This window comes from Amaricoccus tamworthensis, assembly GCF_049800875.1.
Taxonomy (GTDB): domain Bacteria; phylum Pseudomonadota; class Alphaproteobacteria; order Rhodobacterales; family Rhodobacteraceae; genus Amaricoccus; species Amaricoccus tamworthensis.
In genome coordinates this window covers 1-25,155 of the sequence record NZ_JBNAFV010000006.1, presented here as the reverse complement: position 1 = coordinate 25,155, position 25,155 = coordinate 1, and the positions used below count along the sequence as shown (strand labels likewise).

Genomic DNA, 25,155 nt, shown 5'->3' with positions numbered 1-25,155 from the left:
GGAAAGCGATTTTTTGGTTCAGGCCAGGAGCAGCCCATCTGCCGCCGTGAACGTCAGGTAATCGGGATCGACAGCGTCCCCACCGATGAACAGCTGGTCTCCGTCGCCTGCAAAATGCGCAACCAGAAAACTCGAGGTCGTGGAAAAGTGGCTGACGCTCGCTCCATCCATCAAAGCGATCTGATCGATGCCGACCTCGTAGTCATAGATGATCTCGCGCTCCGCGGTGCCATTTGTGGTCTCGGCTCCGATTACAAAGCGGTCGGCACCATCCCCTCCGTACATGCGGTCAAACCGTCCGCCTTTTGACCAGATCACGTCGTCAACGTCGGTTCCGGCCAGATATTCGCCCCTGTCAGATCCGGTAACCCTGTTCAGGAAATGGTCCGCGGAATGGTCCCCGTCAGCAAATCTGAACAGTTCAATGCTTTCCGCCGTATCGGTGCCATCCACGCCGCGTTGATCGACAACGCTCAGAACACCGTGTTTCGAGGATATGTCGTAGTCGTCGCGATTGCCGTCAAACACCAGAGTGTCAAACCCAAGGCCGCCCTCGATCACATTGTCGGCCCGGTTGCCCCGCACCAAATCATCACCGCTTCCGCAAATGACATTTTCGATCAGGCAGCGCGTATCATTCCCGTGCATCAGGGCGTTGTAGACACTGCCGCTCGCATAGCTGCCGTTGTCGTCATTACCACCGCCGAGCCATGCAAGCTGGTTTGAACCCAGTTCCGAGGTGCCACCGGGCGAAAGATCAACGTCCAGATCGTTGGGATAGGCGGAGAGGTCATAGGTGTCATTGCCGTCTCCGTCCCAGATGGTCAGGAAAATTTTGTTGGCGCCCGGGCTGATCGCGACCTCGCCATTGATCCATGTGTTGCCGCTGTCCGGACGCCATTCGTAGACCGTATCGCCTGCATTGGCCGTGTAGTCCGCGCCATACAGGTATTGCAGGGCGGCGATATCGGCCATCATAAAGGTCTGTGCGAACCCCCAGGTTTCATTTGTGTATCCGCCGATGTCCTGGCCCACGTAGCTTCTGTAGGTCATCACGGAGTATTCCATGCTGTCGTATTGCGACGGCAGAGCCGTATTCAGCTGCGGGATGTTTTCCGGATCATATGGCGTACCGTCCTGACCATGCTTAAGGCCTACGGCATGGCCAATTTCATGCAGAACGGTGTGATAGTCGTAGTTACCCACCGCCGGCCTGTCGCCGGAATTGCCAAACCAGACGTCACCGCCATAGCCGCTGTAGCTGGGATAGAACGCGAAGGCGAGGTTTTCAGTTGAACTGCTTCCGGCCCGAATTTGTCCAGTTTCAGCGCCCATCACGTTCAGATTGGTGAAGCCTTCGACGGTAAACCCGGAAGCCGGCTCCGACACCATGTCCGCGTCCAATGCCTGGTATATCGCCACCGTTTGCGCATCGGTCATTGGACGAATGCCATCAAGTGCGGAAACCATGTAGTTGTCCGGGTAATCCGCCGTGGAATTTGAAATGCTGTAGGTGACGTTTGCGTCCCAACTGACCCCATACAGTAATCCGTTGATCAACGGATTGCCGCTGGCCACATCAGATTTTACCGACCCCATATCCCACCGCACTCATAAATGTCCCACCCGTTACAGCCCCATTTCGGAACGGTCTCGGCGAAACTGGACCCACCGCGCGTTGGCTAGTGTCTGTGGGGTGGCGAAATCAACAGGATAGAAGTGGGGTATTTCGTAAAAATGATAGTTTTACAGTCTGTTATCTGTCTTTATGCTTAACGTGGCAGGGGAATGACGATCGATGCGAGGGGACCGGATTTGATCCAACGCAGCGAATTTGGTTTTGTAAGAAATGGGCTCGCGCCTATCCGGGCTTTGGGCAGACTGCCGAGATAAAGTTAACAATGGTAGTCTGACGGTGTGGTCCCGGATCGGGCGTTCGATTCATTACGATTTGAAACAAAGACCCAGTACGAAGAAACAAAATCGTTTATCCCTGCCTTCGCCCGAATCGATGTGCGCAACCTTTGGAACGGTCAGGCCGTAACCTTGATCACATTGACTTCGTCATCAAGGCGCACCGCACACAGGCATCCTGAATAGTAAGCTCCGAGATCCACGCATATACGGCCCGGCGTGGAGACCACATCAGCGGAATCGTAGTGGCCATGCACGACCTTGACCCCTGGTAGCCCATCCTCGGTCAGGAAACTCGATTTGCCCCACAGAAGCGCACGTTCCGACTGGTCGCTCAGAGGTCTCGCCGGATCTATCCCGGCATGGGCGAAAAAGACGTCACCTGACCGAAATGAAAGCGGAAGGGTGCTGAGGAAATCCAGATGCGGCCCCATCGCCTGTTTCAGCTCATCGCGAAGCCTGGTCAGTTCGGCATCGCTGGTCCGCCCCCTCGGCGCGGTCAGACCGTAACTTCCAATCGTTTGAAGACCGCCGAACTGGAGCCATCCGCGCTTCACCAGAGGGTCCCTGATGAAATCGAGCAGGGCCTGCTCATGGTTGCCCCGGAGGCAGATGATGTTGTTTTCCTTCTCCGCAGCGATGGTTTTCGTGATGATGTCCAGGACGTTGCGGGAATGGTCGCCACGGTCGATCAGATCGCCGAGAAACACCAGCCGCGCCACACGATTGTCCGAATGTGCCGTGATATCGTTGCCGATCGCTTCAAACATGGCAAGCAGCAGATCATCACGTCCATGAATGTCTCCAACCGCATAAATCCGCTCGTCCGGGAAGATTTTCGGCTCGGAGACCGTTCCGTCTTCGCCACTGTCAGAATTCGAAGACCGTTTGCGTCGAAAAAAACTCACCGGTTGCCTCCCGGAGACACTGCACGGTCGGCCTGCGGAACCCACGAAATTGACGGTCTGGACGTGATTGACAACCTTGTTTTCCTCGGGCTTCTGAACGGTCCGTCTGCTCCCAGATAGACCGAATAGCCCGATTAAACAATCTTTGGCGTGAATAAATGGTTGTTTCGCCCACACTTATGGTCGGCAATTGGCATGGGAGCGCGGCGCAATTTATGCGGGCTTGAGCGTTTGCAGAACCTTCAACATTCCGGCTGCTAGTACCGTTCTGTCGAACCTGGGTGCGGCCGCAACCGCGTTGTCCGCAAGACTTTTCCGCAATGGGGCGTTTTCCGCCAGTTCCAGAATACCCGTTGCCAATTCGGTCGCGTTTTCAGGCTCGAACAGTATTCCCGCGCCACATTCCTCAATAATTTCAGCGGAGTCCCCGCGTACGCCGTGCAGAACGGGAATACCCATGGCCATACACTCAAAAATTTTGGATGGGATAACCGTGCTGAACAGCGGGGTGTCTTTCAGGTGGACTATGGATGCATCCAGCAGAGACCAATAACGAGCGACTTCTTCCCGCGAGACCGGGTCGACGAAAATCATGTTCGTCAGTCCACGTTCCCTGGCGCGCTGCTCGATCGCGGATTTGCTGGCGCCATCTCCAACAAGAAGAAACCTGATATCGCCACCTTCGGGATGTTGTTCCAGCATCTCAGCGGCATCAACGAGGGTTTCCAAATGATGAGCCATGCCATGCGTTCCGATATACCCGGCCACAAATTTGCCCTGAAGATTGAGGCTTGCCTCAAGGGTCACATCCCGCGGTACCCGCGCAAAACGGCTCAGATCCACTCCGTTGGTGGCAACGCTGATTTTGCCGCCGTCAATGCCACGGTCGATCAGGTTGCGCTTGAAGGACGGTGTCACCGCCACAATCGCGTCGGCTGAACGGTAGAGAAACAGTTCGAGCTTCTCGAGCAGGTCCAGAACCCGCGAGTTCTGCATGCCGCTAACGGCCCGAATGGATTCAGGCCATATGTCGCGCAGTTCAAAGACCCAGGGTCGGCGCCGGAACAGGGACACGGCCCAGGCGGCGCAGGCGGTGAAAAACTGGGGTGAGGTACCGACGATAACATCGATCCGCCGGACGAAAAACGAGGCGATAAATCCCGTCACCATATAGCTCACAAAGTCAAGAATTCGGCGAGCGAACCCCTCATTCCGCGTCATGTAGCTCCAGACGCGGATGACTTCGATGCCGTGCATGTTCTCTGTTTGCCACAGGCTGTTGCGGTATCCGTCGTAAACCTTACCCTGCGGGAAATTTGGGGCGCAGGTGATCACGGTTACCCGATGTCCGGCCGCAACCCAGGCTTTGGCATGCTCAAACCCGCGATTGGCCGGGGCGTTGGTTTCGGGAGGAAAGTTATCGCTCAGAAGAAGTATGTGCATGTCCTAGTCCCAACGGATTTTGAGGATGGATCGGTTGTCACGAAGGGGAATGACGAGACACCGGTTCTTTATGATTTTGCCAAACTCGGGGTGCCATGTGGTTGATGTGACACATGGCTCGTTGTCGCCGGCATCCCAGGTCAGTGTCTGATCCGCAGGCAGCCTGATTATCCCTGAACTGGCTGAGGTTTGTTCAATTGCGACGTCCGGATGCAGGTGAAACCGTGCGACGGATTCGTGTTCAGTTGGCGTGACACTGTCGAAGATTTCGAGACACTCACCCGACAGTGTGATCGACCGACGATGGACCGGGCGATCCGGTAATCGGGTATATCCATCGTGACTTGCGCAGGCAGTCTGTGCCTCACCATTCCAATCGCAGCTGACATCAAAAACCCGGGCTCTGCGGGCAACCCGAAACCCGCCCCACACTTCGGATGAATTTGTGCCAGCGACAGTTACGGTATTATGCGCATCCGTGCCTCTTTGCCGTAACCGTTCCGGCCCCGTGCCATAAAGTGATGTCCCTGAATTGACGAGAACCCGGTGTCCGAACAGAGACGCCTCAAAGCTGAGTGTATCGGCATGTGCATGTCCAGGCAGGTAATCCGGCCCAACGCGCGCAAAATCCGCGATGACCACCGCGCGCTGGTTTTCGAAGCGGAAGTATCCGCTGTCCTGCAACCAATTCGACCCTGTCCGCGTCGGAGTGAAGAAACCGAGGCGTTGCGCGTAGTCGATAAGGTTCTGGTTTTCCGGAGCGATCCCAAAGGCCGCGTCATTGAAAAACGAAATCCGACCGTCCGGATGGCTCATTGCCTGCAGCCATTCAATCATCGGGGGAATCCGCTCGGAGATTGCTGCGAACAATGGTTCGGTGCCGGCCTGGAATGCGCGTGAAACGTTCGTGAGGTCGAGAAAGTCCTCGAGGATCAAGGCATGGTACATCGGCGAGAGTTCGAAATGCGCACCGTCGCTCAGGATTTGTTCGGGGATCTCTCGCTCCAAAATCCCCACACCCGTTTGCAGCCATTGCCGCGCCTCTGCACCGTCAAAAAACAGTCCGGCAAAAACCAGCGCCTTCGCATTGGCCAGAAGGTGGTTTCCGAGCAGATGCCATTCGAGGCGCTTGGTGAGCCACCTTGTCTGAACGGCAAGGCTCGCGAGCATGTCCTGACCAGGTTCATTGCCGGAGAGCACCCACTTGATCCAGTTTACCAGTCGCAGGGACGTGGGATAGGGTTCCCACCCCGTCCCGGTACCGGGCGGATTGGCTATGATCCAGGACGCCACCAGTATTTGGTGCCACCCAGAGCGCCCGTCCGGATTGTCAGCGTTCAGGTCGTCTAAATAATGCTGATTGTAACGCCAGAGCTTGTCTTTGCCCGGATCGTCCCAGCCGTTTTCCTCTAATGACCCGGCTTCATTCAGGAACATAAAGTGGCCAGGCCCGGTAAGAGAGGGTCGTCGTCTCGCCGGAACCTGCCACGTTCCCACGCGGTCTCGGGTTGGAGGCGGAGGAGACTGATCCGGCCGCGGACTTGCCAACCGGTATCGAATGCGACCGGTTATCTGCCCAGGCCTAAGATGCCTGATGGTCTGCCAGTAGCGGTCGGCTGTGGTTAGTGCGTTCATGCGGCGGGAGAAGTGTTTATCGTGAGATTGCCCGCGTTGCCTCTGCTGGCCGCTTCGATCGCGACCCTGCTGACCTCGATCTGTTCGTCGAGGCTGATGGCTGGCGGAGTTCCGGTTCTGACCGCATTCAGGAAATGAGCCGCACATGCATTGATGCCCTTGTCCTGCCGCCAAAGGCGCATGCGGGAAAAGCCTGGCCATCCATACCCTGTCAGTTTTCTGAAGTTGTCCAGCGTGAGAACCCTTCCGCCCGCAAATACCTCCAGTCGCTCCTTGGAAATCGAGCGGTGACCATTCGCGAGGTAGTTGATCACACCGGCCGAGCCGTCCGCGAATGAAAGCATGATGGAAGCCGTGTCGCCGGTATCTCGAGTGGTTGTGGAATTAGCAAAGGCCGTTTCGAATCCGGTGATCGGCGCGCCCGCCAGATGGCGGAGAAGATCGACGAAGTGACAGGCCTCGCCAATGATCCGTCCACCGCCCACAGTGGGATCCTGTGTCCAGTGATCGGAAGGGATCGCCCCGGCATTCACGGTCATTGCGAAATGCTTCGGGACCGAAAGCGGCTCAATCAGTGACTTCATTCGTTCGACATGGGGTGCAAACCTGCGATTGAACCCAACCATCAAAATCTGTTCCGGGCGGGAGGCAGCCTCAAACCGGATATCCTCAAGATCTTCGGTGTTCAGGCAGAGCGGTTTCTCGCAATAGACATGCTTCCCCGCGCGAAGGGCGGAGAGAACTTCGCTGGCATGGCGGTCATGCCGGGTGGCTATGACAACCGTGTCGATCTCATCGTTTTCCAGCACGTCGTCCGTTCGGGTCGAGGCGACGGCGAACCCAAACTTCCTGCCGTAATGCCGTGCGCTGACCCCACCTGCGCTGACAATTGTATGAAGGTTGGCGCCGGCTTTTTGGAAAGCAGGGATGAGGGCGCGTCCGGCATGGTTTCCCGCACCGAGGAAAGCTACCGTGCCTGTTCCCGTGGTCGTCTTTTCGCGCAGGGAGACGCTTGGACTGAACAGGTTGGCCGCGGCTGACTCTCGAGGGAATTCCAGCATGATGCCAAGCGACGGGGCGTCAGATGTCAGCAAAGCCATCGCCTCGTCCGCGCGCTCAATGGCATAGCGGTGTGAAATGAGCGGCTGCACGTCGAGGGCACCCGAGGCCATAAGATCGAGGACCGCTTCAAAGTTTCGCTGTTCGGTCCATCGGACGAATCCCAAAGGATAGTCCTGTCCCCGTTCCTCATAGGCCGGCTCGTAGCGGCCGGGTCCGTAGGAGCAGCTGACCTGAAATGTGAGTTCCTTCTCGTAGAATTCGTCCCGGTTCAGCTCCAGCCCGGTCTGTCCGACCAGCACAATGCGGCCCCGTTTGCGGCACATGTTAGCGGCATCAGACACCAGACGGTTGCTTCTCGACGATGCCGTGATGATGACTGCGTCCACGCCATTGCCCCGAGAAAAGGCGGATGCGACTGACTGAACATCATCAGTGGTCGACGCGGTCGCTGCGCCAAAGCTCCGTGCGATTTCCAAACGCGCGGGATCAGGATCAATGCCCAGAACCCTGCACCCCTGAGCGCGCAGAAGCTGGACGGTCAGGAGGCCGATTAAACCAAGACCGGTAACGACGACGTTTTCGCCAAGCGTTGGATTGGCAAGCCGGATCCCCTGCAGGCCAATGCTCGCGAGAACCGTAAAGCTGGCATCCTCATCGCTGACGCTGTCCGGGATTTTGGCGCACAGGTTGCGGGGCACAACCACCACTTCCGCGTGACTTCCATTGCTGACGACGCGGTCCCCAAGGGCAAAACCGCTGACATCTACTCCAACGCTCTCGACCCGGCCGACATTGCAGTAGCCGAGCGTGAGCGGCTGATCGAGCTTGCTTCGTACTGCATCAAACGTGGCAAGAACGCCATCCGTTCCCGCTTTGTCGAGCACCATTTTGACCTTGTCCGGCTGCGACCTGGCCCGCGTGATCCAGTTCGCCTGACCGAATTCAGCCAGCATGCGCTCGGTACCAGCTGAAATGAGGGTATGCGAGGTGTGGATACGCAGGCATCCGCGCTTTGGTTCCGGCGCTGGTATCTCCGCCAGTTCTACAGTTCCGTCCTTCAGCGACTGAAGCAGCTGTTTCAATTTGGATAACCCGGTTTCCAAGGAAAAATTTTAGTAATCTTGTTTCGTTTGCGGGTTAACAAGCTGGTAAAATTCGTCCCGGGCCGCAGAAAATTTCGGACTTCTCCAAGGGGATCGGGGCACGCGGAAGGATCACTGCTCCACGTAGTAGTCCCGGTACTGGCCCTTGTAGTAGCGATGGCCCTCATAAGCGTAGCGCGCGGCTTTGGATTCGTTGATCATCGTCACAACAAGGCCCGCGATTGGCGCGTCGATGGACTGAAGCTCACGCAGCCCGTCCATCACGGCACCCCGTGGAGTGTCGTCCCAGCGAAGCGTGTATATGACGGCGTCCACATTGGCCGACAGAATGCGCGCGTCCGATACGACCAGTGCCGGCGGCGTGTCGAGGACGACCATTTCGTATTTGGTGGTCAGTTCACTGATCAGGTTTTCGAACTTTTTCGACGAGAGGATATCGGCGGCGTTTACCTTGTTCCTCTTCTCTCCGGTTCTCGACATGATGATGTGAAGGCCGGTTTCCTGATCCTCGTGAATGGCGTCCTCTACTGTCGACGTGCTTTCCAGGATGCTGAGCAGTCCGGGTTTTTCACTGCCGGCACCTATCATGCCAGAGAGGGTCGGCAGGTGCAGGTCACAGTCCACAATGATAGCGGACCGTCCCATCTTTCGGCTGGTCAGCGCGGTGAGGATCGATGTGGTGGATTTGCCTTCCCGCGGCACGGATGATGTGAACATGATGACACGTGGCGGCCGGTCAACGTTGGACAGCAGGATGCTGGTGCGGAGGTTGCGTATTGCTTCGGACAGTGCGGAGCCCGGATTGTCCATCAGGTGTCGCACAATGTCGCCGCGCTTTGCCTTTTTCCCGATTGAGGGGATGTTGGCCAGCACCGGGAGCCCGGTCATTTCCTCGATCTGCCGTGTGGCGCGGAAAGTGGTGTTGAGCGCGTCGCGCAGCAGCACGATGCACGTCCCAAGGATCAGTCCTCCCAGTATGGACGCCGCTGCGATCCTGTTTCTGGTTGAGGTCAGTGCGTGTGCCGGAACCTCAGCCGGTGTCAAAACCCGCGCATTGGCTTTTTGCAGGTCCTCCTGCACGGACGTTTCCTTCAAACGGGCAATGAAGTTTTCATAGATCGACCGGTTTGCAAGCGCCTCGCGTTCAAGCTGATGAAGTTTCAGTTCCGATCCCGACTGTTCGACAAGGCGGTTTTCCAGTTCGATAATCTCGGCTTCCGTGATTTTTTCCTGATCCAGCGCCACCTGAAGATCGCGGTCAATTGCCTCAACGATCTGAATGGCCTCGCGCCGGGAGCGCTCATCAAGATCGTCTATGTTTGCCTCTATCGACCTGCGTTCGGGGTGGTAGCGCGAAAGTTTTTGCAGTTCGGCCGTCAGGTCGTCAATTTCGGTGCGGTATCTCTGAATCAGAACGGAGTTCCGAAATTCCGAGATCGAATTCAGATCCGTGCCATCCTCAAGAGCGTTTTGCAGCCTTGCCTGGGTGGCGGCAATCACTGTCGCGTTCTGCCGTGCGCGGGCGAGTGATGCTACGAGCCCATCGAGGCGCTGTTGCGTGACCTCCCGGCTTTGTCCTTCCTGTTCCGCTATTTCGGCCCGCAATTCTTCCACTTCTGCCTCAGATTCCTCCATGCGGATGCGCAGTTCCGTCGACTGCTCCGAAAGCCATTCGGTGGCCGATCTGGTGGAGTTGAGCTGGGCCTCCAACTGGTCAACGATGTACTGGTTGGCAACTTCGTTCACCACCCGCGCGGCTGTCCGGGGAGATGTCGAGGTGAAGGCAATCGCCAGCACCCGTGACTCGCCCACCGGTGTGATTTCGAGATTCTTCCTGATCGCGGAAATGATCCCGACACGCGTCATCTCCGCCGTCGCGGCCTCGGTCAGAGGGGGCTGTTCGGGTTTGATGAGTTTTGCGCTCTCGAATATGGGGCGAAGGGTTGGCTCGAAAGGCAGGGATTCAACGACTCGTTCCAGCAGGGGGGCTTTCCGATCCTGCAGGAACGGGTTGAACTCCTCGTCATATTCCAGTCGCAACTCGTGGATGACCCGTTCAATCAGCCCGGTCGAACGCAGAATTTCGATCTCATTCAGGACCGTATCCCGGTCGAACTGCTGATCCACCAGAACTTCCTGGATGTTGACCACATTCGTATCCGGCGTGTCCACCAGCACTCTCGCGGACGCCCGGTATCGCTCGGTCTGAAACGTCAGAGCCGTAAGACCAAGTGTCGCACAGGCCACTGTGCAGGCAAAGATGGTCCATTTCCCCATCCAGAGTTTGTTAAACAAAACCCGGGGATCGATCGTATCGTCGGCCTTCGCGGGCTCGGGACCCGTGCCCGGCGCGGGAACTTCGGACCCGTGGACCGGGAATTTTGAGCTGTGTTTCATACCGTATTCAAACCAAAAAGCTGTTGGATCTCGGTGTCCTGCATGGGGTCTGGGTCCACATGGTCAGTTGGTCCCGGTCATTGCGCTCAGGCCCGGTTGGGACAGGCGTTGTTCGACCAGAGAAATTTGGGGCAGGGGGGCGCCTTTACGCGCCTGAATTAGTGCGGTTTCATAGGCGTGGCGGGCCGCATTAGGGTCACCTGCGGCCAGACGGGCCTCTGCCAAGTGGAAACTTATCTGAGCATTGTCAGGCAACTGTTCCGATGCGGCTCTGAGGTAACGGAGCGCCTCGTCCGGGTCGCCACGCAGGTGCAGAATCCAGCCATACGTGTCCTGGAAATATGGATTGTCGGTATCCCTGAATCGGCGGGCGATTGCGTAAGCGCGGTCGAGCGTGCCTTCGTCCTGTTCCTCGAAGGTCAACAGACTCGCGAGATTGTTCGCGACCCAAGGGTTCGAGCTGTCCCTTCGGTACAGACTTTCATAGATTTCGAGCGCGCCAGGGATATCGCCGGAGAGCTCCAGCTGGCCCGCTTTTGAGATCAATAGGCCCGTTTTGTCGCTGGCATTTTCGATGCCCCGGTCAAGCACAATGGCGGCCTCGGCTGTCTTTCCCTGCTCTTCCAGCAGAACATGGAGTAGTTCATAGGCCTGGCTTTGGGTCGGATGGCGTTCGATGAGCGCGCGATACTCTGCCTCTGCGGCCGACGGTTTGCCGTCCGACACGAGGATGCCGGCTTTTAGCAGGCGCGCCGCTTCGTCGTCCGGCTGTTTGGCCAGGACGTCATCGACGTATCTCATCGCAGTCGCGATTTCGCCATTATTGACGTGGGCTTTAACCAGTTCAGGGAGTGCCGCCGGATCACCGGTTTTCGTCACCAAACGGGTCAGCACCTCAAGACGTTCGGCTTCACGCCCCTGAGCCTGAAAAACTTCTGCCCTAAGTAATGATGCCGACCTTTCGGCTGTCGGATTCCCACCCTCCGAAAGTCTGTCCGCAACCTGTTCGGCGCGACCCCAGTCTGAGCGCGCGAGGTGTATCCGACCGAGAAACGTCAGCAGTTCGGTACTTCCAGCATGACGGGCGAGGGAGGTTTGAACCGCAACTTCGGCTGCTCCCGTGTCACCCTGATTCATCAGATAGTTGGCGTAACGCAGGGTTTCAGCCACGCTATAATTCGACGCGCGAGCGGCCATTCCCAGAGCATCGCCTCGGAGTTCCGCGGCACCCGCCCGCTGGTGGGCCATGGCCATGATCGAGAAAATCTCAGGATCGTTTGGAGTGTTCGTCGCGGCATTACGTAAATCCACGAGCGCGGTGTCAGGATCATCCGCGTGGATATGCAGCTGCGCCCGAAGTTTCAAAGCACCGGAGAAGTCCGGGTGTTCGTCCAAGACTTCGTTCACGACCCGGGCGGCTTCCTTCATGGAACGCTGTGCTGCGAGGAGTTGCGCATATCTCGTCGAAACCCTCGCGTCATCGGTACGGCTCTGGACGCGGCGCAGGTATGAAACCGCCGTATCCGTGTTTCCGAGCGAATACTCCAGATCGGCCAGGGCCACCTGATACGGCGTTGCGGAAACCTGCGTATTGATCAGATCCTCAAGCTCGGTACGCGCGGCATCCTCGCCGCGCATCTCCAGAAGATATTTGACGACCGCCAGCCGGTCCTCCACCTGTGACGTCGGTTTGATCCCAGCCCTCAGAACGGCTTCTCCTTCGCTCACATTGCCGCGCCGCGCATTCCAGCCAACCAGCGCCTGCCGCATCGCCATGTTTTCCGGGAACATCCCGACCATCGCGACAAGCTGCTGTCCAACGGCCACGTCGTCCTGCATTTTCTCCAGAATCGAAAGCTTCATGACGTTGAGCGTTTCATCGCCATTGGCATGCTCAAGAGCCGTTTCCACAGCAGTCAGCGCCGCTGACGGGTCTCCATTCAGCATATGTGCGGCAATGACCGCCTGATGGGCGCGAGGATTGTCCGGAGCGGTGGCCAGCACGTCCTTTGCCATTAGAATAGCCGTATCCCGCGTCGCTGGTTCACGGACATCAACCGCTGCCTTGATTGCCTGGATGTCTGTATCATCGTCGGCAAGTTCGTTAGCAAGGTCCACATGGCGTTTCGCCAGTGCGAGGTCGTTCACCCGCAAAGCCAGTTCGGCCAGTTCGGTATGGGCCGTTACATTGCCGGGGTCCCTCGCCACCAGTTCAAGCCGCGCAGCGATTGCCTGGCGAATCGCGTCTGCCGAGTTTGGCAGATCATTCAGTGTTCCCTGGGCCGCACCCGAAACACCGCTCGCAGGCACCCACTTCAGTTCAGGGAATTCCTCGCGTAGTCCAGCCAGATGCCGCTCGGCTTCCTCATCGCGACCGGCTTTGCGCAGGAGAGCAATCCGAGCGGCCAGTATTGGTGCAGTGTCCGTTGCAGGAAGGGTATCGAGGAATGCCAGTGCCTCATCAGTTCGATTGCTTCCTGCGAACCAGTCGCCAAATGAAATCATTACCCGTCGATTATTTGGAAACTTCCGCGCCATGCGTTTCAACTGTGTTGCGACCGCTTCAGCGGCTCCGTCACGGTCAAGAGCCTGGAGTTTCAGAAATTCCAGGCTGAGTTGCGGTCCAGCTTCCTGCGTCGCTTTATCCAGCAGCTCAAGTGCCGCGCCGGAATCACCTTTGGCCAACCGATCAACGATCAGCAGTTCATGCGCGCGCAGATTGTCCGGAAATTCCTTCAGAACAGCCTTTGCCGTAACGACTGCCGCCTCCCTTCGGGTTGGGTCCGTGTAATCGATTGCCGCTGCAAGACTGCGGGTCTCGCCATTGTCGGGCTCAATCGCCAGAGCGCGCTCAACTTGGATCCCGGCCAGTTCGAGGTCGCCGGCACGAAGCGCAAGATCGGCAAGCGCGTTCAGGTCGGAAACACTGTCAGGCTTCTCCTGCAGGATCGTGAGGTACTGTGAAATGGCCTCAGTAAAACTGCCCTGCGATGCGGAAATTTCCGCATATTGCCTGCGGGCATCCAGCAGGCCGGGGTCGAGACGAAAGCTGTTTCGGAACTCATTTCGAGCGGCGTGCATCTCACCCGCCGAGAGAAGGCTCATCCCACGCGACAGGTGTTCCTGCGCCCGTTCTTTTGGGGTGTCACATGAGCTTAGCGCGAGAAACGCGGCAAACATGCAGGAAATCGTGTGGTTGGACGCTGGCATCAAATTTGTCTGCTCTCTACTCACCTGGTTGCACCGAAAATACGGGCGTACCTGACGCCCGGCTCGCGCAGATCAGCACCGATTACCTAATTTTTAATCAATTTTTTCGGGTCACCCGAAAAAGCCGAACCTGACCCAGGCCGCGTGCAAAATGGGTCGGTTGTTTCAGTAAATTGACGACATTTACGCGAGATTAACTCTACTGGCGACTTATTGCCCTCAACGTGCCATGTCGGCGAAGCTGGCTGGCCGCAATTTCTGCGGGTCTCACGAACCTGATTCACAAGCTGCTGAAATCTCTGGTTTTCCAGAGGCCCGCAGCCGGATCATGCAGGTTGCCGTTTCAGTACCACGTGACCTGAAACGAAGGATTGGATGGGCCAATGTCGGTTCCGGAATTCAGGGTTCTCGCGGTGTTTGGCACCCGGCCCGAGGCGATCAAAATGGCCCCGGTGGTCCGGAGCCTTGCCATGGCCGAGGGGATCAGGGTGGGTGTCTGCGTCACGGCCCAGCACCGCCAGATGCTCGATCAGGTCCTTGATCTGTTCCAGATTACTCCGGACTTTGACCTCGATCTCATGGCGCCGGGGCAGGACCTGAATTCGCTTACATCGGCAGTCCTCAAAGGCATGAAGGGGCCGTTGGAGACCTTCGATCCTGGACTGGTTCTCGTGCACGGTGACACCACGACGACCCTGGGCGCTTCATTGGCATCATACTACGCGCGGGTCCCTGTCGGACATGTGGAGGCCGGACTTCGCACCGGCAATATTCTCTCTCCGTGGCCCGAGGAGGTGAACCGAAAGGTGGCCGGCGCCATAGCTTCAGTACATTTCGCTCCCACCAGGGTGGCCCGGGACAACCTGCTCGCCGAGAACGTCGTGCCCGAATCCATCCACATCACCGGCAATACTGTTATCGACGCCCTTCATCAGGCTGCAGCCAAACTAAAAGCCGATCCAGGTCTGGCGCGCTCGCTGGAGCATCGTTTCGAGCTCGACCCGTCCAAACGGACGCTTCTCGTTACCGGCCACCGTCGTGAGAGCTTCGGGGATGGTTTTGAACGAATCTGCCTTGCATTGTCGGCCCTTTCGCAACGGCCTGATCTCGAGATTGTCTATCCGGTCCATCTCAACCCCGCCGTCAAGGGACCGGTCGAGACCAGACTTGGCGCAATTCCGAACGTGCGGCTGATTGCTCCGCAGGAATACCTGCCCTTTGTCTATCTGATGAACCGGGCCGACGTAATCCTAACTGATTCCGGTGGTGTCCAGGAAGAAGCCCCGTCCCTCGGCAAGCCCGTGCTGGTCATGCGGGAAACCACCGAGAGGCCGGAAGCCGTCGCAGCCGGCGGTGTCAGGCTGGTCGGAACAGATATCGATCAGATCGTCTCCGGGGTCGGCAAAATACTCGATGACCTGGACGCGTATCAATCCACGGAACGGTCCCTTAACTGCTACGGCGATGGACGGGCCGCCGACCGCATTACCTCAGTTATTCAGCGTTTCGCCGCGGAACATGCCCCCAGGGAGATTACCCATGAAAATGAGCAGATCGGATTTTCAGCCGATGCCAAAACCGTTCGCGACTATTTCAGTCATCGGCCTGGGGTATATCGGTCTGCCGACAGCTGCGATGTTCGCGTCGCGGGACATGAAGGTGATCGGCGTCGACACGCGGCAGGAAACCGTCGACTGCGTTAATCGCGGGGAGATCCACATTGAGGAACCGGGTCTGGGCGATGCCGTAAAATCTACGGTTGCGCTCGGCTTTCTACGGGCCACGTCCGAGCCTGAGCCCGCTGATGCATTTCTGATTGCGGTCCCAACCCCGTTTCGGGCAGGTGACCGTAGTCCGGACCTGTCTTACGTCGAGGCTGCCTGCCAATCCATTGCGAGAGTCCTTGAACCCGGCAATCTCGTGGTGCTCGAATCCACCTCGCCAGTCGGCGCGAGTGAAGCCGTAGCGCGCTGGATGGCGGAAGAACGCCCGGATCTCGTTTTTCCCGGGGCTCATGGCATGGCGCCCGACATCCATGTCGCGCATTGCCCCGAACGGGTCCTGCCCGGCCGCGCCATATTTGAAATCGTACACAATGACCGCGTCATTGGTGGCATCACCCCCGGCTGTGCCGAACGTGCCGTGGAACTCTATGAGACGATTGTCGAGGGACGGTGTTTCAAAACGGATGCCCGTACCGCTGAGCTGGCCAAGCTGGCGGAGAACAGCTTTCGCGACGTGAACATCGCGTTTGCGAACGAACTCTCCATGATCTGTGACCGATTGGATATAGATGTGCGCGAGCTGATTGGTCTCTCCAACCGGCATCCCAGGGTCAACATTCTTCAACCTGGACCAGGTGTTGGCGGTCACTGCATTGCCGTCGACCCATGGTTCATAGTGTCATCGGCACCCGAAGAGGCGCGCATCATTCGTACCGCGCGGGAGGTCAACGATTCCAAGCCGGACTGGGTCATCCAACAGGTCACGGAGACCGCCACCGACATTTCCGGGCGGATCGGTCGTCCGCCACGGGTCGCCTGTTTTGGGCTGACGTTCAAGCCTGACATCGACGATCTGCGCGAGAGTCCCGCCTTAAACATCGCGCGCCAACTGGCCGGGCAGGGCGACATGGATATCCTTGCGGTCGATCCTCACGTATCCGCGCTTCCTTCAGACCTTGGGCGCCACGCCTCACTTGTCGGCTCCGAAGAGGGGCTTGCAAACGCCGACATTATTCTCCTGCTCGTGGCTCACCAGGAGTTTTCCACGCTCGACTTCAATCTGTCGGTGCCGGTGATCGACACATGCGGGCTCACCCACGGCAAACGGGCGACGCCAAACGTTCGGGCTCGAAGCCCGTTCCCGGTTTGATCCTGCGATCCGGCTGTGGTGGCAATAGAGGAGCTGATGTCCATGCGTCCGACAATAATGGTATTCAACAAATTTTACCTGCCGGGTTTCAAGGCTGGTGGGCCGATCCAGAGCATTTCCAATCTGACTGAAGCCCTTAGCGGTGATTTCGAATTCCGGATTGTCGCCCGCGACCGCGACTCCGGCGATCCCGGACCATACCCGGATGTCTGGCTGGACGAATGGAACCCGGTCGGCTCGGGGCAGGTCCGTTATTTGGATTCGACGCAGGGGCGCATTAGTCAGATTCGCCAGATCCTCGCCGATACCCCACATCACGCACTCTATCTTAACAGCTTTTTCGACATTTGGACGATGCTGTCCCCCTGTCTGGCGAATCTCACCCGGGGCAAGGGCCGGCGTCCGGTCATTGTTGCTCCGCGGGGAGAGTTTTCACCAGGTGCCCTGAAAATCAAATCCGGGAAGAAACGCCTCTTCATAGCCGGGACCAAGCTCAGCGGCCTGCACCGTATGGTGCACTGGCACGCCTCATCGTGCAGCGAGGCGGATGAAATCGCCGCTGTAATGGGGGCCCGCATCAGCATCCATACGGCCAGCAACATCCCCAGGCCATTGCCGGCCACTGCGCCTGACCAACAACCCCGGTTGCCAAATGATCCACTTCGGGTCGTCTTTCTGTCGCGGATCTCGCCCAAGAAGAACCTGACATTCGCGCTTGATGTCCTGAAGACAGTTGATGTTCCGGTTCGCTTTACAATCGTGGGTTTTATCGACGACGCGCACTACTGGCAGGAATGCCGCGCGAAAATAGCCGGTCTGCCAGAACACATTGAGGTGGAAGTGGTGGATCCGGTTCCGGCGCATCAGGTTCCTCAACTGCTATCCACTCAGGATCTGTTCTTTCTGCCAACGCTCGGCGAAAATTTTGGCCATGCGATTATCGAAGCGCTGAGCGCCGGAACTCCTGTTTTGGTTAGTGACCAAACCCCATGGCGCGACCTTCAGACCAAAGGTGTCGGGGCGGACCTGTCGCTGAATGATGCGGAGGCATTTGCGTCCTGGCTCAAAAAACAGTCGGCCCTGACAGCTGGCGAGGTCACGGCCCAGCGGCAACGCTGTTTCGAGTTCGCCCAAAGTTTTGCTGCACATGACGATCTCGTCGCAGCGAGCCGAAGGATGTTTGAACGGGTCATCGGCCGCACAATGCCCAACCACGAGGGCGTGGCAACCAACGTCAACCGGCCGGCAGGAGCGCGTACATGAGCCTGATGGAAGCGATCTACGCGCACCTGCCGGTGCCGGCGCAGCATCTGGCCTGTTCACTGGAAGGTTACAGGGTCCAGCGGCGTCGATATGGCCCCGAATACGACGCAATCCTGGCCGAATACAAAATGCGGCACGCACTGAGTGATCCCGAATTCGCCGCGGTCCGGGATGCGCGTCTCGCGGCCTTCGTGCGGCACGCCGCGACGACCACACCTTATTACAGGCAGCTTTTTCCCGAACTCGGGCTCGTGCCTGAGGATATCCGTGGCCTCAATGACCTTTCCGCGCTCCCGGTGTTGTCCAGGGCCAGCGTCCAGGAAAACGTGGAGGCCTTTGTTTCCGACGCGGTGCCCGCGGAACAACGGTTGACCCAGCATACCAGTGGGACAACCGGGGCCGGTTTGGTCTTTCCTACAACGCGGAAGGCCGAACGTGAGCAGTGGGCTGTCTGGTGGCGCTACCGTCAGCATCACGGCATCACTCCTGGGACGTGGTGCGGCTATTTTGGAGGTCGAAGCGTGGTGCAGCCCTCCAGGTCGCAGCCACCGTTCTGGCGAATAAATGCCGCAGGGCGTCAGGTCATGTTCAGCGCATATCATATGGCACCGGACAACCTCGACAGTTACATTGATGGCATCCGCCAGCGCAAACTCACCTGGCTGCATGGCTACCCGTCGATGCTGTCGCTTATCGCCGCGCGTGTACTCGAAACCGATGCGCGGTTCGAGATGCCTATCCGTCACGTGACGATAGGTGCCGAAAACCTGACCGCCCAGCAGACACGGCTCATGCAGTCCGCTTTTGGTGTGAAGCCACTGCAGCACTATGGAATGTGTGAAGCCGCCGCGAACATTTCGGAATGCAAAAATGGCTGTCTCCACGTCGATGAGGATTTTGCCGCCGTAGAGTTTTTACCGCAGGCAGATGGCACCAGCCAGATTGTCGGCACTAATTTTACCAATCCGGCTTTCCCGCTCCTGAGATATGATGTTGGCGATCTGGCGGTTCCGGTCGACGGCTCCTGCGATTGTGGCCTGCCGGGCCGAACAGTCGAGCGGATCGACGGTCGGTCCGAGGACTACCTTGTCCTTGCCAACGGGGCCAGGGTCGGCCGCCTCGATCATATTCTGAAGGACATGGTGAACATCCGTGCGAGCCAATTTGTTCAGGAGCAGGCCGGAGTGGCCGCGCTGAGAATCGTACGCGGGAACCATTACGGACCGGAGGACGAAACGCTTCTCGCCCGGGAATTGGCGTCGCGGCTGGGAACCGGCATCGACATCCGCCTGGAATACCTGGATGAGCTGCCACGGACGAAGTCCGGGAAAATCCGGTTTGTGGTCAGTTCCGTGTCCTGACATTGGATATCTATGTCACGGTCGCGGGCGCACCTAGGCCTGTGCCGACATAATCACTTGCCTTTTCAGCCATAAATCTCTATCCGGGCGCGCACTGTCCCAGGGGGCGAATTCGCTGTCCCCGCATTCTTAGGAAATGGCATCATGGCGAAGGAAAAGTTTGAGCGTACGAAGCCGCATGTCAACGTTGGCACGATTGGCCATGTTGACCACGGCAAGACGACGCTGACGGCGGCGATCACGAAACAGTTTGGCGACTTCAAGGCGTATGACGAGATTGACGGCGCGCCTGAGGAGAAGGCCCGCGGCATCACGATCTCGACGGCGCACGTTGAGTATGAAACGGAAGCCCGTCACTACGCCCACGTCGACTGCCCCGGCCACGCTGACTATGTTAAGAACATGATCACGGGTGCGGCACAGATGGACGGTGCGATCCTGGTTGTGAACGCGGCTGACGGCCCGATGCCGCAGACCCGCGAGCACATCCTGCTTGCCCGTCAGGTTGGTGTTCCGGCGCTGGTCGTGTTCCTGAACAAGGTTGACCAGGTTGACGACGAGGAGTTGCTTGAACTGGTTGAGATGGAGGTTCGCGAACTTCTGTCCGAGTACGAGTTCCCGGGCGACGACATTCCGATCGTTGCCGGTTCGGCTCTTGCCGCTCTGGAAGACCGCGACGCAAACATTGGCGCTGAGAAAATCGCCGAGCTGATGGCCGCCGTTGACGAGTACATCCCGACGCCCGAGCGTCCGGTTGACCAGCCGTTCCTGATGCCGGTTGAGGACGTGTTCTCGATCTCCGGTCGCGGTACGGTTGCGACGGGTCGTGTTGAGCGCGGCATCATCAAGGTTGGCGAAGAGATCGAAATCGTCGGCATCAAGGACACCAAGAAAACCACCTGTACCGGTGTTGAGATGTTCCGCAAGCTGCTCGACGAGGGCCGTGCGGGTGACAACGTTGGTGTTCTGCTGCGCGGTGTTGACCGTGACGCGATCGAGCGCGGTCAGGTTCTGTGCAAGCCGGGTTCGGTCAAGCCGCACACCGAGTTTGAGGCCGAGGCCTACATCCTGACGAAGGAAGAGGGTGGCCGTCACACGCCGTTCTTCAAGAACTACCGTCCGCAGTTCTACTTCCGTACGACCGACGTAACCGGAACGGTAGACCTTCCCGAGGGCACCGAGATGGTGATGCCGGGCGACAACCTGAAGTTCAACGTCGCACTGATCGCACCGATCGCCATGGAGGAGAAGCTGCGCTTCGCCATCCGTGAGGGCGGCCGCACCGTAGGTGCAGGCGTCGTCTCCAAAATCATCAAGTAAGTTTTCCGAAGCTTGCGGATTTCAGGGGCGTCCCGTTCGGGGCGCCCTTTTCGTTTTCCGCAATCCCGCACCGGCATGAAGAGCGCCGATTCCCTTTGCCGAAAATCTGTTTTTGGATTTGGGATCACGACTGATTACGGCCCGCTAAAACTTCAAGTGAAATCAGTAGGTTGGTGCAGCTTACGAAAATCGGCAGAAGCATCCTGATAATCGGTTGACATCCCGGGGACCCCGGCATAGTTTCCGCCCGCTCAGGAAGGCCAGCATGCTTTCCTGTACAGCCACAATCTGGTGGTCACGACCTGGGTGAGGAGCCCCGGTCCTCTGGAATTTCGCCGCGATGGGTCCGTTTGGAGGTCCTGCCGTGGCACTTTTGGTATTGCGCAATTGCCGGCGTGGTGCCGGTGAACTGAAACACGGTGTAGACGGGGTTGAAACTCGAATGCCTACGATCCAACAGCTGATCCGCAAGCCGCGGCAGCCCAAAGTTAAGCGCCAAAAGTCCATGCATCTGCAGGCGTGCCCGCAGAAGCGTGGTGTCTGCACACGCGTTTATACTACGACGCCCAAAAAGCCGAACTCGGCCATGCGTAAGGTTGCCAAGGTGCGCCTGACCAATGGTTTTGAGGTCATCAGCTACATTCCGGGTGAAAGCCACAACCTCCAGGAGCACTCCGTTGTGCTTATCCGTGGTGGTCGTGTGAAAGACCTTCCGGGTGTGCGTTACCACATCCTCCGCGGTGTGCTTGATACGCAGGGCGTCAAGGACCGTCGCCAGCGTCGTTCGAAATACGGCGCGAAGCGGCCGAAATAAGGAGAATACGGGATGTCCCGACGTCATAGCGCTGAAAAGCGGGAGATTCTTCCGGACGCCAAATACGGCGACCGTGTAATCTCCAAGTTCATGAACAACCTCATGTACGACGGCAAGAAGTCCGCTGCCGAAAGCATTGTTTACGGTGCGCTGGACCGCGTTGAGCAGAAACTGCGCCGCGCGCCGGTTGAGGTGTTCCACGAGGCACTCGACAACATCAAGCCGTCGGTTGAGGTCCGCTCCCGCCGTGTTGGTGGTGCAACCTATCAGGTGCCGGTTGAGGTTCGTCCGGAGCGCCGCGAGGCTCTTGCCATCCGCTGGCTGATCAAGGCGTCCCGTGCCCGCAACGAACACACCATGGAAGAGCGTCTCGCCGGCGAACTTCTGGACGCGTCCAACTCCCGCGGTTCCGCGGTGAAGAAACGCGAAGACACCCACAAGATGGCCGATGCCAACAAGGCATTCAGCCATTACCGCTGGTAACACGAGTTTCAGGAAACCATAACGATGGCCCGCGATTATCCACTCGAGCTCTACCGCAACTTCGGGATCATGGCGCATATTGACGCCGGAAAGACCACTGCGACCGAGCGTATCCTTTTCTACACCGGCAAGTCCCACAAGCTTGGTGAGGTGCATGATGGCGCTGCAACCATGGATTGGATGGAGCAGGAGCAGGAGCGGGGCATCACCATTACGTCCGCTGCGACCACCACGTTCTGGGAGCGGACCGAGGATGGCGCATCCGCGCAGACCCCGAAGCACCGGTTCAACATCATTGACACTCCGGGCCACGTTGACTTTACCATTGAGGTTGAGCGTTCGCTGGCCGTGCTCGACGGTGCTGTCTGTGTTCTCGACGCCAATGCCGGTGTTGAGCCCCAGACCGAGACCGTTTGGCGTCAGGCCGACCGCTACGAGGTTCCCCGTGTCGTGTTCGTCAACAAGATGGACAAGATCGGTGCGGACTTCTTCAACTGTGTTCGCATGATCCGCGAGCGCACCGGTGCGGTTCCCTGTCCGATCCAGTTGCCGATCGGTGCCGAAAGCGAACTGGAAGGTCTCGTCGACCTGGTCACCATGGAAGAGTGGACCTGGAAAGGTGAGGACCTTGGTGCGTCCTGGACCCGTCAGCCAATCCGTGACGAGCTTGCTGACAAGGCCGCCGAAATGCGTGCGGAAATGATCGAACTCGCCGTCGAAATGGACGACGACGCGATGGAAGCCTACCTTGAGGGTGAGGAGCCGTCGGTCGAAACCCTGCGCAAGCTCATCCGTAAGGGTACGCTTGACATGAAGTTCGTTCCGATCCTTTGCGGTTCCGCGTTCAAAAACAAAGGCGTTCAGCCGCTCCTCAACGCTGTTGTCGACTACCTGCCGAGCCCGCTCGACGTTCCCGCCTACATGGGCTTTAAACCCGGCGATGAGACGGAGACCCGTAACATCGCTCGGTCCGCCGACGACAACCTGCCGTTCTCCGCTCTGGCGTTCAAAATCATGAACGACCCGTTTGTTGGATCGCTGACCTTCACACGGATCTATTCCGGTGTGATCAAAAAAGGTGATCAGATCATCAACTCCACCAAGGGCAAGCGTGAGCGCATCGGCCGTATGATGATGATGCACGCGATCAGCCGTGAGGAGATCGAGGAAGCATTTGCGGGCGACATTATTGCTCTGGCCGGTCTGAAGGACACCACCACCGGTGACACGCTTTGTGACTCGCAGGAGCAGGTTGTTCTGGAAACGATGACCTTCCCCGATCCCGTTATTGAGATCGCGGTTGAGCCCAAGACGAAAAACGATCAGGAAAAAATGTCCCAGGGTCTGGCCCGTCTTGCAGCTGAGGATCCGTCTTTCCGCGTCGAAACCGACCAGGAATCCGGTCAGACGATCATGAAGGGCATGGGTGAGCTCCATCTCGACATTCTCGTTGACCGTCTGAAGCGTGAATTCAAGGTTGAGGCCAACATCGGTGCGCCGCAGGTGGCTTACCGTGAGACCATCAGCCGTGAAGCTGAAATCGACTACACCCACAAGAAGCAGTCGGGTGGTTCGGGTCAGTTCGCGCGCGTTAAACTGGTCATCACTCCGACCGAGCCGGGTGAAGGCTACAGCTTTGAGAGCAAAATTGTTGGTGGTGCCGTTCCCAAGGAATACATCCCTGGCGTTGAAAAAGGTATCCAGTCGGTTATGGACTCAGGTCCGCTGGCAGGCTTCCCGGTCATCGACTTCAAGGTTGCCCTGATCGACGGTGCGTTCCACGACGTGGACTCCAGTGTTCTCGCCTTTGAAATCGCAGCCCGTGCCGGTATGCGCGAAGGTCTTCGTAAGGCCGGCGCGAAACTGCTCGAGCCCGTGATGAAGGTCGAGGTGATCACGCCTGAGGACTACACCGGCGGTATCATTGGTGACCTCACCAGCCGTCGTGGTCAGGTTCAGGGTCAGGACACGCGCGGTAACGCGATTGCCATCAACGCGATGGTGCCGCTCGCGAACATGTTCGGGTACATCAACACCCTGCGTTCGATGTCCAGTGGCCGTGCGAACTTCTCGATGCAGTTCGACCATTACGACGCCGTACCACAGAACATTTCGGAAGAGATTCAGGCCAAATTCGCCTGAGACAACACACCGGGTCCAAAGGCCCGTAAGACTTAGAGGAGGCCATCATGGCGAAGGAAAAGTTTGAGCGTACGAAGCCGCATGTCAACGTTGGCACGATTGGCCATGTTGACCACGGCAAGACGACGCTGACGGCGGCGATCACGAAACAGTTTGGCGACTTCAAGGCGTATGACGAGATTGACGGCGCGCCTGAGGAGAAGGCCCGCGGCATCACGATCTCGACGGCGCACGTTGAGTATGAAACGGAAGCCCGTCACTACGCCCACGTCGACTGCCCCGGCCACGCTGACTATGTTAAGAACATGATCACGGGTGCGGCACAGATGGACGGTGCGATCCTGGTTGTGAACGCGGCTGACGGCCCGATGCCGCAGACCCGCGAGCACATCCTGCTTGCCCGTCAGGTTGGTGTTCCGGCGCTGGTCGTGTTCCTGAACAAGGTTGACCAGGTTGACGACGAGGAGTTGCTTGAACTGGTTGAGATGGAGGTTCGCGAACTTCTGTCCGAGTACGAGTTCCCGGGCGACGACATTCCGATCGTTGCCGGTTCGGCTCTTGCCGCTCTGGAAGACCGCGACGCAAACATTGGCGCTGAGAAAATCGCCGAGCTGATGGCCGCCGTTGACGAGTACATCCCGACGCCCGAGCGTCCGGTTGACCAGCCGTTCCTGATGCCGGTTGAGGACGTGTTCTCGATCTCCGGTCGCGGTACGGTTGCGACGGGTCGTGTTGAGCGCGGCATCATCAAGGTTGGCGAAGAGATCGAAATCGTCGGCATCAAGGACACCAAGAAAACCACCTGTACCGGTGTTGAGATGTTCCGCAAGCTGCTCGACGAGGGCCGTGCGGGTGACAACGTTGGTGTTCTGCTGCGCGGTGTTGACCGTGACGCGATCGAGCGCGGTCAGGTTCTGTGCAAGCCGGGTTCGGTCAAGCCGCACACCGAGTTTGAGGCCGAGGCCTACATCCTGACGAAGGAAGAGGGTGGCCGTCACACGCCGTTCTTCAAGAACTACCGTCCGCAGTTCTACTTCCGTACGACCGACGTAACCGGAACGGTAGACCTTCCCGAGGGCACCGAGATGGTGATGCCGGGCGACAACCTGAAGTTCAACGTCGCACTGATCGCACCGATCGCCATGGAGGAGAAGCTGCGCTTCGCCATCCGTGAGGGCGGCCGCACCGTAGGTGCAGGCGTCGTCTCCAAAATCATCAAGTAAGTT

General features: G+C 58.1%; 16 protein-coding genes. 9 read left to right on the top strand and 7 right to left on the bottom strand.

Going from position 1 to position 25,155, the window contains the following annotated elements:
- Window positions 1-18: 18 nt before the first annotated feature.
- The 7 genes from ACP15P_RS11845 to ACP15P_RS11815 form a co-directional block, all read right to left on the bottom strand.
- Window positions 19-1,599, bottom strand: coding sequence for a M10 family metallopeptidase (locus ACP15P_RS11845; protein ID WP_424928677.1), 1,581 nt, complete (start codon window positions 1,597-1,599; stop codon window positions 19-21).
- Window positions 1,600-2,033: 434 nt separating this feature from the next.
- Window positions 2,034-2,822, bottom strand: coding sequence for a metallophosphoesterase (locus ACP15P_RS11840; RefSeq protein ID WP_424928676.1), 789 nt, complete (start codon window positions 2,820-2,822; stop codon window positions 2,034-2,036).
- 213 nt (window positions 2,823-3,035) lie between these two features.
- The gene (locus ACP15P_RS11835; RefSeq protein WP_424928675.1) at window positions 3,036-4,265 is read right to left on the bottom strand and encodes a glycosyltransferase family 4 protein; all 1,230 of its coding nucleotides are present in this window, start codon (window positions 4,263-4,265) and stop codon (window positions 3,036-3,038) included.
- Between the two features lie 3 nt (window positions 4,266-4,268).
- Window positions 4,269-5,702, bottom strand: coding sequence for a heparinase II/III family protein (locus tag ACP15P_RS11830; protein WP_424928674.1), 1,434 nt, complete (start codon window positions 5,700-5,702; stop codon window positions 4,269-4,271).
- 194 nt (window positions 5,703-5,896) lie between these two features.
- Entirely contained in the window at window positions 5,897-8,044 is a 2,148-nt protein-coding gene (locus ACP15P_RS11825) for a bi-domain-containing oxidoreductase (protein WP_424928673.1), read from the bottom strand.
- Window positions 8,045-8,176: 132 nt separating this feature from the next.
- On the bottom strand, window positions 8,177-10,462 hold the full coding sequence (locus ACP15P_RS11820; RefSeq protein WP_424928672.1) for a GumC family protein: 2,286 nt from the start codon (window positions 10,460-10,462) through the stop codon (window positions 8,177-8,179).
- Window positions 10,463-10,525: 63 nt separating this feature from the next.
- Window positions 10,526-13,567 (bottom strand): tetratricopeptide repeat protein, encoded by a 3,042-nt coding sequence (locus tag ACP15P_RS11815; RefSeq protein WP_424928671.1) that lies wholly within the window; start codon window positions 13,565-13,567, stop codon window positions 10,526-10,528.
- Between the two features lie 488 nt (window positions 13,568-14,055).
- On the opposite strand from ACP15P_RS11815, the gene wecB reads away from it, so the two are divergent.
- From wecB to tuf (ACP15P_RS11770), 9 genes are all read left to right on the top strand, one after another.
- Window positions 14,056-15,375: a non-hydrolyzing UDP-N-acetylglucosamine 2-epimerase gene (gene wecB, locus ACP15P_RS11810; RefSeq protein WP_424928670.1), complete on the top strand. Its 1,320-nt coding sequence runs from the start codon at window positions 14,056-14,058 to the stop codon at window positions 15,373-15,375.
- Window positions 15,263-16,546, top strand: coding sequence for a UDP-N-acetyl-D-mannosamine dehydrogenase (gene wecC / locus ACP15P_RS11805; RefSeq protein WP_424928834.1), 1,284 nt, complete (start codon window positions 15,263-15,265; stop codon window positions 16,544-16,546). Before wecB ends, wecC begins: the two co-directional genes overlap by 113 nt.
- A gap of 36 nt (window positions 16,547-16,582) precedes the next feature.
- Complete coding sequence (locus tag ACP15P_RS11800; protein WP_424928669.1) at window positions 16,583-17,809, top strand: glycosyltransferase; 1,227 nt, start codon at window positions 16,583-16,585, stop codon at window positions 17,807-17,809.
- Window positions 17,806-19,170, top strand: a complete 1,365-nt coding sequence (locus ACP15P_RS11795) for a phenylacetate--CoA ligase family protein (protein ID WP_424928668.1) — start codon at window positions 17,806-17,808, stop codon at window positions 19,168-19,170. Before ACP15P_RS11800 ends, ACP15P_RS11795 begins: the two co-directional genes overlap by 4 nt.
- Before the next feature lie 144 nt (window positions 19,171-19,314).
- Window positions 19,315-20,490 carry an elongation factor Tu gene (gene tuf / locus ACP15P_RS11790; RefSeq protein WP_424928664.1) on the top strand — a complete coding sequence of 392 codons (1,176 nt, stop codon included), beginning with the start codon at window positions 19,315-19,317 and terminating at the stop codon, window positions 20,488-20,490.
- A gap of 442 nt (window positions 20,491-20,932) precedes the next feature.
- Entirely contained in the window at window positions 20,933-21,304 is a 372-nt protein-coding gene (gene rpsL / locus ACP15P_RS11785) for a 30S ribosomal protein S12 (protein ID WP_424928667.1), read from the top strand.
- Between the two features lie 12 nt (window positions 21,305-21,316).
- The gene (rpsG, locus tag ACP15P_RS11780; RefSeq protein ID WP_424928666.1) at window positions 21,317-21,787 is read left to right on the top strand and encodes a 30S ribosomal protein S7; all 471 of its coding nucleotides are present in this window, start codon (window positions 21,317-21,319) and stop codon (window positions 21,785-21,787) included.
- 24 nt (window positions 21,788-21,811) lie between these two features.
- On the top strand, window positions 21,812-23,929 hold the full coding sequence (fusA, locus tag ACP15P_RS11775; protein WP_424928665.1) for an elongation factor G: 2,118 nt from the start codon (window positions 21,812-21,814) through the stop codon (window positions 23,927-23,929).
- A gap of 47 nt (window positions 23,930-23,976) precedes the next feature.
- Window positions 23,977-25,152, top strand: coding sequence for an elongation factor Tu (gene tuf / locus ACP15P_RS11770; protein ID WP_424928664.1), 1,176 nt, complete (start codon window positions 23,977-23,979; stop codon window positions 25,150-25,152).
- The last annotated feature ends 3 nt before the right edge of the window (window positions 25,153-25,155 follow it).

Bases quoted from the DNA above. Each gene is read 5' to 3' on its own strand.
- ACP15P_RS11845 (WP_424928677.1), bottom strand. From the start codon at position 1,599: ATGGGGTCGGTAAAATCTGATGTGGCCAGCGGCAATCCGTTGATCAAC.
- ACP15P_RS11835 (WP_424928675.1), bottom strand. From the start codon at position 4,265: ATGCACATACTTCTTCTGAGCGATAACTTTCCTCCCGAAACCAACGCC.
- ACP15P_RS11830 (WP_424928674.1), bottom strand. From the start codon at position 5,702: ATGTTCCTGAATGAAGCCGGGTCATTAGAGGAAAACGGCTGGGACGAT.
- ACP15P_RS11820 (WP_424928672.1), bottom strand. From the start codon at position 10,462: ATGAAACACAGCTCAAAATTCCCGGTCCACGGGTCCGAAGTTCCCGCG.
- ACP15P_RS11815 (WP_424928671.1), bottom strand. From the start codon at position 13,567: ATGAGCCTTCTCTCGGCGGGTGAGATGCACGCCGCTCGAAATGAGTTC.
- wecB (WP_424928670.1), top strand. From the start codon at position 14,056: ATGTCGGTTCCGGAATTCAGGGTTCTCGCGGTGTTTGGCACCCGGCCC.
- ACP15P_RS11800 (WP_424928669.1), top strand. From the start codon at position 16,583: ATGTCCATGCGTCCGACAATAATGGTATTCAACAAATTTTACCTGCCG.
- ACP15P_RS11795 (WP_424928668.1), top strand. From the start codon at position 17,806: ATGAGCCTGATGGAAGCGATCTACGCGCACCTGCCGGTGCCGGCGCAG.
- tuf (WP_424928664.1), top strand. From the start codon at position 19,315: ATGGCGAAGGAAAAGTTTGAGCGTACGAAGCCGCATGTCAACGTTGGC.
- rpsL (WP_424928667.1), top strand. From the start codon at position 20,933: ATGCCTACGATCCAACAGCTGATCCGCAAGCCGCGGCAGCCCAAAGTT.
- rpsG (WP_424928666.1), top strand. From the start codon at position 21,317: ATGTCCCGACGTCATAGCGCTGAAAAGCGGGAGATTCTTCCGGACGCC.
- fusA (WP_424928665.1), top strand. From the start codon at position 21,812: ATGGCCCGCGATTATCCACTCGAGCTCTACCGCAACTTCGGGATCATG.
- tuf (WP_424928664.1), top strand. From the start codon at position 23,977: ATGGCGAAGGAAAAGTTTGAGCGTACGAAGCCGCATGTCAACGTTGGC.